The organism is Caulobacter zeae, assembly GCF_002858925.1.
Taxonomy (GTDB): Bacteria; Pseudomonadota; Alphaproteobacteria; order Caulobacterales; family Caulobacteraceae; genus Caulobacter; species Caulobacter zeae.
This window is the reverse complement of the sequence record NZ_PJRS01000003.1, coordinates 20,714-33,814: the sequence shown is the minus strand read 5'-3', so window position 1 is coordinate 33,814 and position 13,101 is coordinate 20,714. Positions and strand designations below refer to the sequence as shown.

Below are 13,101 nucleotides of genomic sequence, written 5' to 3'. Positions count from 1 at the left end.
CTCTTTCCAAATCAACAATGTCAAAGACCAGAGCCGGAGCTCCAAGCCGCCTCCGTAACCGGGGAGCGGCCCCACCGTTTAGCGCCCGGTGTCGGCGGAGGCGGCTATTTAAACCAGCGCCTCATTTTGTCAAACTCTATTTTCAACTTTCTTTTCCGAACCGTTCCGCCTCCGGGGAGGCCGAACCGCTCCGCGGCGCCGAATGGACTTCAGCGCCTCGGAAAGAAAAGAGAGCTTCGAATGAGCCCCCGAAGCGGCGGGCCGCGTCGGGAGGGCGGTGTTTATGCGGGAGCCCTTTTTGAGTCAAGCACGTCGAAACGCACTTTGACGATTTTCTTCGCAAACCGCCCGAAAAGCCCGCCGCATATGGGCGAAGAAAGCCCCCTCCCCTTGCCCCGCAAGCAGGCGCCGGGCGGCGAAGCAATCGAACAGGAGATGGAAAATCGAGTCATCCGCCGGCCTGGGCGGGAATCGGCCGCCGGAACGACGCCGCTTCGGCGCGTCCTGGGCGCCGGAAATCGCAGATCCGGACCAATGCCGGATCACCGGCGGCGCTTCGAAAAGCGCCGCCGGGACCGTCAGTCCTAGAATCGCTTCGTCACCTGCACCCCGTAGGTGCGCGGCTCGTTGACGAAGGCGGTCAGGTTGTTGAAGTCGATCGCGCCGATGACATTGGCCTCGTCGGTCAGGTTGCGGACATAGACCGCCGCCTCCAGGCCCTTGACCGGATCACGCCAGCCGGCGCGGGCGCCGCCCTCGAAGCTGGTGTCCTGCACGAACTCGACCGACTCGTAGAGGAACAGGTTGAAGTCCTTCTGCAGGACCCAGTCCGTCGAGGCGAAGAGCTCGGTCCCGTTACGCAGGCCATGCACGTAGTTCAGCGTGATGTTGGCCGTGTACTTCGGGGCCTGCGGGAACGGGTTGCCGTCGATGTTGGCGCGGCGCGTCGTCCCCACGGTCACGATCGGATCGGTGACGGTGCAGTTGGCGCCGCAGAAGGCGACCAGCAGGTCCTTGTCCTTGATCTCGGTATGATTGTAGGCGAAGCCGCCGGCCAGGCTGAAGCCGGCGCCCAGATAGACGTCGCCGTCGATCTCGAGGCCGTAGCCCACGCCCTTGTCGGCGTTGATCAGCTGGTTGAAGTTGCCCTCGCCGCCGATGGCCGTGAACTGCGGGTCGGAGACCTCGTAGTAGTAGGCCGTGGCGTTCAGGCGCGCGCGGCCTTCCCACAGGCGAGACTTCAGGCCCGCCTCGTACGACATCACGGTTTCCGAATTGGCGGCCGTGATCAGGTCCGACGAGGTGATGCGCCCCTGGAGCGACGGGCCACGATAGCCCTTGGCCACGCGGGCGAAGACGTTCAGGTCGCCGTTGACCTCGTAGAGCGCGCTCAGGTCCCAGCTGACCTGCTCGTCGCCGACCGAACGGCGCACGTCGAACAGCGGACGGGCGGTGCTGGTGCTGCCGGTCGGGATGATCCGGTCGCCCGAGAAGTCGCGGCTGTCTTCGGTGTAGCGCAGGCCGCCGGTGATCTTCAGGGCGTCGGTGACCTTGTAGTTGGCCTGGCCGAACACCGACCAGGATTCCGAGCGCTGGACGACGTCGCCGATCACGGTCGGAGCCAGGCCGCCCGTGCCGTTGAAGGTGCCCGAGACGAGGTTGAAGCGCTCGTCCCAGAAGAACGCGCCGACCTGCCAGCCGAAGCGGCCGTCGCCGTTCGAGGCCAGGCGGACTTCGATGGTCTTCTGGTCCAGGTCGCTCGACAGGGTGCCGGTCTCGGAATTGAACGGCGTCTTGTAGGGCGCGGTCGCCGCGGCCGAGGCCACGCCGCCGTCGATGTCGCCGTCGCCCGACGAGCGGCCCTGATAGGCGCTGACCACGCCGGTCAGGGTGACCGGGCCGAAGTCGTAGGCCGCCTGCAGGCTCTGCGAGGTGGTGTGCTGCTTCTGCGGGTTGTTGCGGCCGCCGTCGTAATAGACCGTGTCGCGATCGAAGTTGCCGTTCAGCTCGTTGGAGCCCTTGGTCAGCACGTTGGCGCGGTTCAGCGTGCCGGTGCCGATGTAGTCGCGGGCCTGCAAGGTCAGCAGGGTCGACAGGCGCTCGGTCGGCTTGAAGGCCACATGCACGCGGGCTGCGACGTCGTCGAAGCCGCCCAGGTCGTCGCCGCTGCCGGCGAACGAGGGGTTGTAGGCGTTGTTGACCCAGTCGTCGCGATGGTTCCACAGGCCCGCCACGCGCACCGACAGGGTGTCGTTGACCGGAATGGTCACGCCGGTCTCGGCGCGCACCGCGCCCAGGTTGCCATAGGCCACCGAGCCGAAGCCGCCGAAGCTGTCGGAGGGCTTGGCGGTGTCGATCTTGACCACGCCGGCCGGGGTGTTGCGGCCGAACAGCGTGCCCTGCGGGCCGCGCAGCACTTCCAGCTGCTCGACGTCGAACAGCGGGAAGCCCTTCAGGAAGACGTTTTCCAGCACCACGTCGTCGAGCACGACCGACACCGGCTGCGAGGCGTTGAAGTCGAAGTCCACGTTGCCGAGGCCGCGGATGTAGAAGCGCGGGGCGTAGCGGCCGTTGGAGCTTTCGATCTGCAGGCTGGGCACGCGGGCCGAGAGCGACAGCACGTCGCCGCCGCCGGCCGAGACGGCGGCCAGGGTCTTGCCGCCCAGGGCGGTGACGGCAAACGGCACGTCGCGGATGTTTTCGCTGCGGCGCTGGGCGGTGACGACGATCTCTTCGGTGATCGTGGCGTCGGCCGCCAGCGCCTGCTGGGCCAGGGCCGGCGCGCTGGCCAGCAGCGCAAGGCCGCTCACCGACAAAGCAAGCCAAGTGTGGCGATGGTTCATGGCATATCCCCTATAAATTATAGGGGCGCTGCCTACGCCGCGACGTTACGCCAAGGCCACAAAAAACCAGTGCTATTGCTTGAATTTTTCACGACAACTGGACGTTGCCTAAGGACGACACAGCTTGCACGCTGCATTTACTGGAGAAATCCAGACAAGAATAACAGCAATATATGATCTTATTCCGCAGTGACGGCGCAGGGATCTGGCGCACATGGCCGGCAAGTAAGACAAGACTTACCCGAACAATGCTCCGTGAACGAACGGATGCGGGCGTGGAAAGACGGCGCGGCGTCGCCTTCGCAGGCGCCGGGGCAAGCAATCGGACGGATTCGAACGAGGGAAGCTGGTGCCGGTTGAGGGGATTGAACCCCCGACCTTCGGTTTACAAAACCGCTGCTCTACCGCTGAGCTAAACCGGCGCGCCGACGCGTGTTCGCGAACGGGCGTTCTCCTTAGCCGCAGTCGACAGGGCGAGGCAATGCCCGCCGCTCGCCTACACCCGCTTCAGAGAAACACCGCCACCGTCTGGCGAGCGGCGATCAGCGGCGTCCCGTCCCGGCTCCACAGGGTCATGGCCTGGGCCGAATAGCCGTCGCGGATCGTTTCGGCGCGGCTGCTCATCAGGCGCCAGCCGTCGTCGTCGGGCGCATCGCCCAGCACGTCCATCGACCAGGTCATGGTCGAGATCGGCGCGAACTGGTCGAACACCGAAAGCGCCGGCGGCGGCAGGGCGTCGGCCAGGGCGACCATGGCGGCGAGCGAGCGGGCGGCAGGGTCGCGGTGGCGGATCCACACCAGGAAGTCCGGCGGCCCGCCGCTCAAGGGACGCCCCCCGGCCACGTATCGGAACTCGAACTGGCGGGCGAAGGCGGGACCGGCCCCTTCGGGGATGAACAGCTCGCAGGCTTCAGGCGCGGGAACGGTCGGCGGCGGCAGGTCGACGTGATCGAGCTTGGAGGCTCGCCCGGCGCCGAAGGTCAGCACGCCGCGAGTGGCCAGGCCGCCCTCCCCGGCCAGGTCGACGCTGGCGAACAGCGCCGACTTGCCCTGACGCAGCACCTCCACCCTGGCCGACAGCTCGCCCGCCGCGGGTCCGACGAAGGCGAACTGGGCCGAGCGCAGCGGCGGGGCTTCCGGCAGGCGCCTGGCGGCGGCTTCCAGGCACAGCGCCGCCGACAGGCCGCCATAGGTGGTGCGGCCCTGCTTCCAGTCGTCGCCCACGGTCGCAACCACCGTCTCGCCATCGATCCGCAGGGCGTCGATCAGTTCGCTGTAGCTGGGCACGGTGCTTCAAGTCTCCCGCGCCTGGAAGCGGCGCGCGACCGACATAGTCCTAATTCGAAACTGACGTCAATCTTCCCCGACGTTCAGCTGCCAGGAGACGCCGAACCGGTCCGACACCCAGGCGAACCAGGGGCTGAAACCGTAGTTGCCCGGCGGCATCAGCACCCCGCCGCCCTCGCCCAGCACCCCGGCCAGGCGATCCACCTCCTGCGGCGAGGCGCAGGTGACGAAGAACGAGAACGACGGCGTGAAGGAAAAGGCGTGCTTGATGAAGCTGTCGCTGCACATCACGCTCTGGCCGCCGATCGTGAAGCGCGCGGTCTTGATCGTGCCCTGCGGCCCGGGGCCTGCGGGGCCGTAGAGCTCGACCTCCTCGACCACGCTGCCGGGAAAGACCGAGACATAGAAGTCCAGCGCGTCGGGGCCGACGCCGTCCTGGAACATCAGGAAGGGCTGCACGGTGGGGCTCATGCCGCCAGCCTAGTCCCCTGCCCGCCCATCGCAAGCGCATTGCGCCGATCGCAAACGTTCGTTTGAATGCGAGCTGAACGCCGCCTCCGGAAACGCCCCATGACCACCGCCCCAAAGGCCGCCTATATCTGCGACGCCATCCGCACCCCGTTCGGCCGCTATGGCGGCGGCCTGGCCAAGGTGCGGGCCGACGATCTGGCGGCGATCCCGCTGAAGGCGCTGATGGCGCGCAATCCCGGCCTCGACTGGAGCGCCGTGGACGAGGTGGTCTATGGCGCCGCCAACCAGGCCGGCGAGGACAACCGCAACGTCGCCCGCATGGCCCTGCTGCTGGCGGGCCTGCCGCAGACGGTCCCCGGCGTCACCGTCAACCGTCTGTGCGCCTCGGGGCTGGAAGCCGTCGGCTACGCCGCCCGCGCCATCCTGTCGGGCCAGGCCGACCTCGTCGTCGCCGGCGGGGTCGAGAGCATGAGCCGCGCGCCCTTCGTCATGGGCAAGGCCGACAGCGCTTTTTCCCGCAACGCCGAGATCTTCGACACCACGATCGGCTGGCGGTTCGTCAACCCGGCCATGCGGGCGGCCTACGGCGTCGACGCCATGCCCGAGACCGCCGAGAACGTCGCCGACGACTACGCGATCAGCCGCGCCGACCAGGACGCCTTCGCCCTGCGCAGCCAGCAGCGGGCGGCCGCCGCGATCAAGGCCGGTTTTTTCGAGGGCGAGATCACGCCGGTCGAGATCCCCGGCAAGGCTGCGCCCACCATCGTCGACCGCGACGAGCACCCGCGCGAGACCACGCTGGAGGCCCTGGCCAAGCTGAAGCCGATCGTGCGCCCTGACGGCACGATCACCGCCGGCAACGCCTCGGGCGTCAACGACGGCGCCGCCGCGATCATCCTGGCCTCGGAAGACGCGGTGAGACGCCACGGCCTGACGCCTCGCGCCCGGGTGCTGGGCTACGCCACCGCCGGCGTCGCCCCACGCGTCATGGGCATCGGCCCCGTTCCGGCGACCCGGCGCCTGCTGGCCCGCACCGGCCTCTCGATCGGCGATTTCGACGTGGTGGAGCTGAACGAGGCCTTCGCCGCCCAGGGCCTGGCGGTGCTGCGCCAGCTTGGCCTGCCCGACGACGGCGCGCACGTGAACCCCAACGGCGGCGCGATCGCCCTGGGGCACCCGCTCGGCGCCTCGGGTACGCGCTTGGCGCTGACGGCCCTGCGCCAATTGGAAGCCACGGGCGGCAAGCGGGCGCTGGCGACGCTGTGCATCGGCGTGGGACAGGGCGCGGCGTTGGCGATCGAGCGGGTGTAGGACCCCCTCAGTCGCCTTCGCCGACAGCTCCCCCAGAGGGGGAGCATCCTCTTGGCGCGGCGCGATTAGATCCTCCCCCTCTGGGGGAGGTGGCCCGGAGGGCCGGAGGGGGTTTGGCGCTACGCTCGCCCCTAGACCTTAGGCGTCGCGGCCGCGCGGAAGCGGTCCTTCATCTTGGCGACCCAGCCATTGAACACCTCGTTCTCGGCGGTCACGCGGCTGAAGTCGCTGCTGGAGGCCACGCCGTCGACGCCGGCCAGGGCCACGCGCAGGCCCTCGGGATTGCGCGCCGTGCCGATCAGGTTGGTGTAGCGCGTGCGCAGGCGGCCCAGCGAGGCGTCGTCGTCCGACAGGCTGTAGGCCACGGCCGCACGCATCAGCTTGGCCTCGTCCGAGGGCGACAGGCCCGCGGCGGTCTTGAAGCGGTCACCCAGGGCGGCTTCGTACAGCTTGCCGGCCATGGCCCAGTTGCGCTGCTTCCAGGCGATGTCGCCGCGGATGTCCTGGGCGTCCTTGCCCTTGTCGCCCTCGATCACCTCGAGCGCGTCGTCGTAGCGGCCCAGGGTCATCAGCGAGCGGGCGGTGGCCAGGCGCCGTTCGGCGTTGAGCACCGGCGGCAGGATGGTGGTGCGGGTGCCGTTGATCGCCGCCAGGGCGTCCTCGGGCTTGCGGTCCATCAGGTAGATCCAGGCCAGGTCGGTGGCCACCTGGGCCTTGGGCACGCCGTTCAGGCGGTTGTCGACCTGGTACTTCAGCAGCTTGGCGGCCTCGTCCAGCAGGTCGACGTCGACCAGGCGGCGCACCAGGTTGCGGACCATCTGGTCGCCATCGGCGCCGATCGGGGTCAGGTCCTGGTAGTCGTAGAACAGGCCCACCGCCTGGATCGGCTGCATGCCGTCGGCCAGGCCGTCGAGGAACAGGGTGCGGAAGGCGCCGTAGAGATCGTTCTGAAGGGCCACGGCCTGCGGCAGGTCGGGCAGCACCTTGCTGGCCGAACGCAGCACCTCCAGCGCCTCGCGATAGCGGCCCTGGTCGATATAGAGCTTGCCCAGCGCCCGCACGACGTCGAGCTCGACACCGTCCCCGCGCCAGCGGAAACGCAGCTGGTCCAGGGTCTTGGCGGCCTCGGCCGGCGAGATCTGGTTCTTCTCCAGTCGGATCTGGGTGGCGTGCAGCACGGCCGGCGTGGCGATCCGGTCGTTCGGCGCCTTACCGATCGCCTGGAACATCTTCAGGGCCTTGTCCTTGCGGCCTTGCAATTCGAACGCCTTGGCCTGGATCAGCCGCAGGTCCAGCTGGTCGACGATCGGCAGCTTGGGCAGCTTCAGCGCCTGGCCGACCAGTCGCTCGGCCCCGACGCCGTCGCCGGTCGCGGCCGCGGAATCGGCCTGGGCGCCCAGGAAGCGCGCCTGCCACACGGCCGGGAACAGGTTCATGGCCTGGCCGCCGGCGGCGAACTTGTTGCGGGCGTCCACCCACTGGCCCTGCTTGTAGGCGACATAGCCGCGCCACAGGGCGCTGGACGGATCGTCGGAAAGCACGGGCGATGAGAAGTCGGCCTCGGCCTCGGCCCAGCGGCCGGCCATGGCCTTGGCCGCGCCGCGCAGGCCGCGGAACTCGCCGTCGCCCAGCAGCGCCTGCTGCTTGCGGGCGGCGGCGTTGAGCACGCCGATGGCCTCGTACGACAGGCCAGAGCCAACCAGGAAGCGGGCCAGGGCCATGCGGGCGGCGATGTCGCCCTGGCGATCGGCCGGATCGACGGCGGCGACGGCCGCCTGCAGGGCGTTGTAGCGGGCCAGGAAACCGCCCGAGCCGGTCTTGGGCCAGTTCTCCAGGTCGATGACCGCCGGCATGGCCGCCGGCTGCGGCGCGCCGGTGACCACCTCGGCGGCGGCTCCGCCGGCCGAAGCCGGCGACAGCACCAGCCCCTTGGGCCGGCCGATACGGACGATGTCGCCCTCGGTCAGGATCTGCACGTCGCTGGCGAAGGCCTCGACCGCCAGCCCCTGGGCCGACGGCAGCAGCGCCATCTCGACATACTCCCGGCGCGAGGCCAGGCCCTTGGACGGGGCCAGAGCCGGCACGACGCCGATGCGGTCGCCGACGGCGGGGTCGCTGACCCACACCGGGCGTGCGGCGCCGGCCAGGTTGGCCGACAGGCTGGCGGGGGTAACGGCCTCGTCGCGCGCCACCTTCACCGGGTCGGGCTCGCGTTGCAGGCCCGCGCCCAGGGCCACGGTCCAGTTGTTGCCCTGCCCTTCGGCATAGACCGGCACGCCGGGCTTGGTGACGATACGCAGGGCCGAATAGTCCGCCCCGCGGAAGACCTGGATCTTGGTGTGGCTTGGGCCGATCTGCGGCGTGCGCCCCAGGTCCAGCCGGACCGGCGCGTCGAACACCACCCACACCGCCTCGCCGCGCTTGAACACGGCGGCGGCGGCCGGCGCGGCCCAGGTGGTCGTGAACTGGGTCTGGCCGTCGGTCTTGTTGTAGCCCACGGCGACCACGCCGCTGGCCGGCGCGGGATTGGGCCGGCGCGGATCGCGCGGAACCGGCGCCGGGCTCGGCGTGGCGGGCGCCCCGGCCTGCGGCGGCTTGGCGAAGATGTTGACGAAGTCGATCCCGTCGGCGCGCCCCACCCGCAGGTCCGCGTCATCGGTCAGGGTCAGGACGAGTTCCAGCGCGCCGCCGACGTGGCGGGCCTCCACCGTCTTGACCCAGCGCGGCGGGGCGATGCGAAGGCTCGCCAGATTGGGATTGGCGTCGCGGCCGAAGCGCAGGATGGCCTGCTGGCCCTCGCGGCGCATCTTCATCACCGGAACGCGGCCGCTCCAGCGGAACTCCAGGCGCGAGAAGTCGGGGGCCTGGGCGACGCGGACGACCAGATCGCCCTGCGTAGCCTGAGCGGCCGCAGGGGCGGCGGCCAGGACGGTGGGCGCGACGACGCCGGCGATGCAGATCGCCGCAACGCCCGCCCTAAGCGCCCCCCGGAAAGTCATGAGCCCCCTGCTTCCCCGTCAGCCTGCTTTTTTCGGCGCGCCGGCGCCGGCCAGCGGCGGAGCCGCGGCCTGCTGGCCGCCGGCGGCGGCCGGAGCCGCGCCGTTCTCGGCCACGGCGGCCTTGCCCTTGGCGATGGCGTCGCCCGAGAAGCGGCTGGCCAGGCGCTCGGTCAGCACCTTGGCGTCGCCCGGCGCCATGTTGGCCAGGATCATCGCCAGGGTGCGTTCCTTCATCTTGGCGGCGATCGGCAGGCGCACGCTGTCGTCCAGCACCGTCAGGCGGGCGGCCGCGTCCTTGGGCTTCATGGCCGAGAACACGGTGACCATGCGGTCGACCTCGGCGGCCTTCTGGCTGTCGGCCTGGCCCAGCAGGCCCTGGATCTCGCCCTTCATGCCGTTGAGGGTCTTCATCTTGGCGTCGAGCTTGGCTTCGGCGGCGGCCAGCAATTGCAGCTGGACGTCGATGTCCTGCTCGCGCTGGTCCAACTGGCCGCGACGCTGGCCCAGGCTCTGCAGCACGCGCAGCTCGGCCGGCGACAGGCCCGCTTCCTTGGCCAGGTCGGTGGCCGACGGCGCGCAGATGCGCGGCGGGGCCGCGCCCGAGGCCTTGGCAGCGGCGTCGGTCGACGCGCCCTCGGCCGAGGCGGCTTCCTCGCCCTTGGCGTCCTTCTTGTCGGCCTTGGCGCCCTCGGCGAAGGCTTTCGCCCCGCCCAGCAGGTCGGGAACCGACTTGGCGCCGGCCAGGGCGTTGACCGCCAGGACGCCGACCACGGCGACGCCGACGATCGGCAGGATGCGAGGAACGTTCTTCATCGACGGTCTCTGAATGGCGATCCGGGCCGCGACGCGGGGTCGGGGCCGTCGAACAGGTCATCATCCACCCGCGCGCGTGAACGCGGGGTTTCACGCGCGGGCGTGGCGGACGGAATAGGCGAGGATTGCGAAGGCGTCGCGGGACGCGAGGTCGCAGGGCCGGCGCCGCGGGCGCGGGCCTCGCGCTCCAGCATCGCCTCGAAGTCCTGCGCGTTCAGGCGGCGGCCGCCGGCCGAAGGGGCCTCGGGCGCGGGCGGCGCGGCGAAATCACGCGGCTCGCGGGCCGGGCGCGGGGCCGGCTCGGGGCGGGCCTCGATGCGCGGCGCGGCGGCGGCGCGGGTCATGCGCTCGTCCAGCTGGGCGGCCAGGGCCTTGGCCTTCTCGATGCGGTCAGCCAGGTATTCGGAAGCTTCGTCGGTCGCCGCCCGCAGGTCGGCCAGGCCCTGCTCGGCGCGCTGGGCGGCGTTGTCCAGGTCGGCCACGGCCTTGGCGAAGCCGCTCTGGGCGTCGCGCAGCGCCTTCAGCTTGCGCTCCAGGCGCCAGCCGAAGACCAGCGCCACCATCAGCAGCACCGCCAGAAGAACCTGCAAGGCGACCGAGATCAGGCTCATTTCAGCTTCTGAACCGCCTTCTTCGCCGCGGGCGTCAGCGGGGCGTCGGCCCGGATGGCGATAGAATGGTTACGGCGGCCCATCCGGCCGCGGGTAAGCGGAATCGACCCCGCCCGCAACTCCACCAGGCTGTCGGGCGTGGCGTTCAGCATCAACGTGTCGCCGACCTGCAGGTTCAGCACCTTGGAAAGCGGCAGTTGCTGCTCGTCGAGCACCGCGCGCACCTCCATCTGGGTGGTCCAGAGCTCGGTGGCCAAGTGGCCTTCCCAGATGTTGTCGCGGCCGAACTTCTCACCCATGAACTGCTGCAGCAGCATCTTCCGGATGGGTTCCAGCGTGGCGTAGGGCAGCAGCAGCTCGATGCGGCCGCCGCGGTCTTCCATGTCGATCCGCAGCTTCACCAGGATCGCCGCATTGGCGGGACGCGCGATGGCGGCGAAGCGCGGGTTGGTCTCCAGGCGGTCCAGGGTGAACGACACCGGATGCAGCGGCTCGAAGGCGGCCTTGGCGTCGTTCAGCACCACCTCGACCATCCGCTGCACCAGCACGCGTTCGATGGTGGTGTAGGGCCGCCCCTCGATGCGCATGGCCGCGGTGCCCCGACGGCCGCCCAGCAGCACGTCGACGATCGAGTAGATCAGGTTGGAATCGACCGTCAGCAGGCCGTAGTTGTCCAGCTCCTCGGCCCGGAACACCGCCAGTATGGCCGGCAGCGGGATCGAGTTCAGGTAGTCGCCGAAGCGGATCGAGCTGATGTTGTCGAGGCTGACCTCGACGTTGTCGGAAGTGAAGTTGCGCAGGGAGGTCGTCATCAACCGCACCAGGCGGTCGAAGACGATTTCCAGCATCGGCAGGCGCTCGTAGCTGACGAGGGCCGAGTTGATGATGGCGCGGATGCCGGTGCGGTCGTCGCCGCCGTCGCCCGACAGGTCGAAGCCCAGCAGGCTGTCGATCTCGTCCTGGTTCAGGATCCGCTCGGATCCCATGGCGTCGCCGCCGCCGTCGTCCCAGCCGGCCATGCCGGCCATGCCGCCGCTGAAGTCGCCGAAGCTGTTGTTCAGCTCGCCGCCGCCCGAGGCGTCGAAGGTCCCCGGGGGGTTCTCCGCCGCCCATTGGGCCATCGCGGCCTGATCGTCGATCTCGTCTGCCATGATGGTTCGCCTCAGCCGGCCCGAAGGCTAGTTGATCAGCATCTCCTCGATCAGGACGGCGTTAACTTTCGAAGGGGCGGCCACCAGGTTAACACGGCGCAGCAGCTCGGCGCGCAGCTGGTAGCTGCCCTGGCTGCCGGCGAGGTCCTCGGGACGCAGTTCGCGCAGGAAGGTCTGGAACATGTCGGTCAGGCGCGGCAGGTTCGGCGTCAGCGCCTCGGCCGTCTCCTCGTCGGGCAGCTCGAAGGTCAGCTTCAGCTTCAGGAAGGTCGACTTGCCGTCGGCCGACTGCATGTTCACGACGAGGTCGGGCAGGGTGTAGAACACCACGCCGTCGGGGCCTTCCTTGATGACCGGCGCGCCGGCGCCGCCCTCGGCGGTCTTGGCGCCCTCGCTGCCCTCTTCCTTCTTCTTTTCCTTTTTCTTTTCCTTCTTCTCCTCGCCGTGGCCGGCTTCGCCCTCGGCGGCCGGCTTGGGCTTCATCAGGAAGAAGGCCGCGGCCCCGCCCCCACCGACCACGAGCAGGCCGGCGGCCGCCGCGATCAGGATGATCGGCGGCTTCTTCTTGGCGGGAGCTTCACCCTCGGCCGCGCCCTCTTCGCCTTCCGGGGCGGGAGCTTCCTTCGGGGGTTTCTTGGCCACGCGCAGGTTCCTTGAAATCTATGACCCGTACTCATGCGCGAGCATGGTTAACGATCTCTTTTGAAGGCCATTTGGTCGCAGGTCGAATCTGCCCGGCGGACTCTGGCAAAGCGCCAGCGTTAACCACCCTCCCCACTGTTTTCATTGCGATTTTAGAGTTGGCACGGGGCTTGCTTGCAGGGTTGCGGCGCATTTGTCGCGCCAAACTGCGAGTTAATCGTCATGGACAACGCGCTGTATGTGGGCCTTTCGCGGCAGATGACGCTCCGTCGTGAGCTGGACATCGTCGCGAACAACATCGCCAACGCGAACACCACCGGCTTCAAGGTCGAGGACCTGATGGTCCGCACCGAGGCGGCCAAGCCCGCGCGCACCGCGGGCGGCCCGGCGCCGATCAAGTTCGTGCTCGACGACGGCGTGATCCGCGACTTCACGCCCGGCGCCCTGAACCAGACCGGCGGTACCTTCGACCTGGCCATCGAGAACCAGGGGTTCTTCAAGGTCTCGACCGGCGAAGGCGAGCGCTACACCCGCGACGGCCGCTTCACCACCAATCCCGAAGGCGTCCTGACCACCCAGGAAGGCGCTCCGGTGCTGGACGACGGCGGCGGCCAGATCACCGTCGACCCGGAACTTGGCCCCGTCAGCATCGGCCGTGACGGCATCGTCACCCAGGGCCAGGTGCGCGTGGGCAAGATCGGCGTCGCCCGCTTCTCCGACCTCGCCTCGCTGCGCAAGGACGGCGACAATCTCTATCGCAACGTCGGCAACGAGACCCCGCAGTCCGCCACCGACGCGATCATCCACCAAGGCATGCTGGAGGGGTCGAACGTCCAGCCCATCCAGCAGATCACCAAGCTCATCGAGGTCAGCCGCGCCTACGAGAGCATCGCCAAGATGATGGACCAGACCGCCGAACTCTCGCGCTCCGCCGTCGAGCGCATGGGCAAGGTCCAGTAAGGGATAACGAACA

At 69.1% G+C, this 13,101-nt stretch carries 10 protein-coding genes and 1 tRNA gene; 2 read left to right on the top strand and 9 right to left on the bottom strand.

The genetic code is table 11. The annotated features are described in order from the left end of the window. Window positions 1–584: 584 nt before the first annotated feature. The 4 genes from SGCZBJ_RS00880 to SGCZBJ_RS00865 form a co-directional block, all read right to left on the bottom strand. Window positions 585–2,843, bottom strand: coding sequence for a TonB-dependent receptor (locus SGCZBJ_RS00880; protein ID WP_101716156.1), 2,259 nt, complete (start codon window positions 2,841–2,843; stop codon window positions 585–587). 347 nt (window positions 2,844–3,190) lie between these two features. Continuing rightward, window positions 3,191–3,265: transfer RNA gene (locus SGCZBJ_RS00875), tRNA-Thr, on the bottom strand. An 85-nt stretch (window positions 3,266–3,350) separates the two neighbouring features. Continuing rightward, entirely contained in the window at window positions 3,351–4,130 is a 780-nt protein-coding gene (locus SGCZBJ_RS00870) for an acyl-CoA thioesterase (RefSeq protein WP_101716155.1), read from the bottom strand. A 66-nt stretch (window positions 4,131–4,196) separates the two neighbouring features. Further along, complete coding sequence (locus SGCZBJ_RS00865) at window positions 4,197–4,601, bottom strand: VOC family protein (protein ID WP_101716154.1); 405 nt, start codon at window positions 4,599–4,601, stop codon at window positions 4,197–4,199. Between the two features lie 99 nt (window positions 4,602–4,700). Between SGCZBJ_RS00865 and pcaF the strand changes: the two genes are divergently transcribed. Next, window positions 4,701–5,912 carry a 3-oxoadipyl-CoA thiolase gene (gene pcaF / locus SGCZBJ_RS00860; protein ID WP_101716153.1) on the top strand — a complete coding sequence of 404 codons (1,212 nt, stop codon included), beginning with the start codon at window positions 4,701–4,703 and terminating at the stop codon, window positions 5,910–5,912. 131 nt (window positions 5,913–6,043) lie between these two features. Here pcaF and SGCZBJ_RS00855 read toward each other — a convergent pair whose 3' ends face one another. Genes SGCZBJ_RS00855 through fliL form a run of 5 tightly spaced genes read right to left on the bottom strand, consistent with a single transcriptional unit; the run spans window position 6,044 to window position 12,128 of the window. Then, the gene (locus SGCZBJ_RS00855; RefSeq protein ID WP_101716152.1) at window positions 6,044–8,911 is read right to left on the bottom strand and encodes a tetratricopeptide repeat protein; all 2,868 of its coding nucleotides are present in this window, start codon (window positions 8,909–8,911) and stop codon (window positions 6,044–6,046) included. Window positions 8,912–8,929: 18 nt separating this feature from the next. Continuing rightward, window positions 8,930–9,724 (bottom strand): MotE family protein, encoded by a 795-nt coding sequence (locus SGCZBJ_RS00850; protein WP_101716151.1) that lies wholly within the window; start codon window positions 9,722–9,724, stop codon window positions 8,930–8,932. Further along, window positions 9,721–10,335 (bottom strand): DUF6468 domain-containing protein, encoded by a 615-nt coding sequence (locus SGCZBJ_RS00845; protein WP_101716150.1) that lies wholly within the window; start codon window positions 10,333–10,335, stop codon window positions 9,721–9,723. Before SGCZBJ_RS00845 ends, SGCZBJ_RS00850 begins: the two co-directional genes overlap by 4 nt. Further along, window positions 10,332–11,486, bottom strand: coding sequence for a flagellar motor switch protein FliM (gene fliM, locus SGCZBJ_RS00840; RefSeq protein ID WP_101716149.1), 1,155 nt, complete (start codon window positions 11,484–11,486; stop codon window positions 10,332–10,334). The genes SGCZBJ_RS00845 and fliM overlap by 4 nt, the downstream gene beginning before the upstream one ends. Before the next feature lie 27 nt (window positions 11,487–11,513). Continuing rightward, window positions 11,514–12,128 carry a flagellar basal body-associated protein FliL gene (gene fliL, locus SGCZBJ_RS00835; protein WP_101716148.1) on the bottom strand — a complete coding sequence of 205 codons (615 nt, stop codon included), beginning with the start codon at window positions 12,126–12,128 and terminating at the stop codon, window positions 11,514–11,516. Between the two features lie 222 nt (window positions 12,129–12,350). On the opposite strand from fliL, the gene flgF reads away from it, so the two are divergent. After that, the gene (flgF, locus tag SGCZBJ_RS00830) at window positions 12,351–13,088 is read left to right on the top strand and encodes a flagellar basal-body rod protein FlgF (protein ID WP_101716147.1); all 738 of its coding nucleotides are present in this window, start codon (window positions 12,351–12,353) and stop codon (window positions 13,086–13,088) included. The last annotated feature ends 13 nt before the right edge of the window (window positions 13,089–13,101 follow it).

What these genes read in the sequence shown, in the direction of transcription:
- SGCZBJ_RS00880 (WP_101716156.1), bottom strand. Translation starts at nt 2,843, where the DNA reads ATGAACCATCGCCACACTTGGCTTGCTTTGTCGGTGAGCGGCCTTGCG.
- SGCZBJ_RS00865 (WP_101716154.1), bottom strand. Translation starts at nt 4,601, where the DNA reads ATGAGCCCCACCGTGCAGCCCTTCCTGATGTTCCAGGACGGCGTCGGC.
- pcaF (WP_101716153.1), top strand. Translation starts at nt 4,701, where the DNA reads ATGACCACCGCCCCAAAGGCCGCCTATATCTGCGACGCCATCCGCACC.
- SGCZBJ_RS00855 (WP_101716152.1), bottom strand. Translation starts at nt 8,911, where the DNA reads ATGACTTTCCGGGGGGCGCTTAGGGCGGGCGTTGCGGCGATCTGCATC.
- SGCZBJ_RS00850 (WP_101716151.1), bottom strand. Translation starts at nt 9,724, where the DNA reads ATGAAGAACGTTCCTCGCATCCTGCCGATCGTCGGCGTCGCCGTGGTC.
- SGCZBJ_RS00845 (WP_101716150.1), bottom strand. Translation starts at nt 10,335, where the DNA reads ATGAGCCTGATCTCGGTCGCCTTGCAGGTTCTTCTGGCGGTGCTGCTG.
- fliM (WP_101716149.1), bottom strand. Translation starts at nt 11,486, where the DNA reads ATGGCAGACGAGATCGACGATCAGGCCGCGATGGCCCAATGGGCGGCG.
- flgF (WP_101716147.1), top strand. Translation starts at nt 12,351, where the DNA reads ATGGACAACGCGCTGTATGTGGGCCTTTCGCGGCAGATGACGCTCCGT.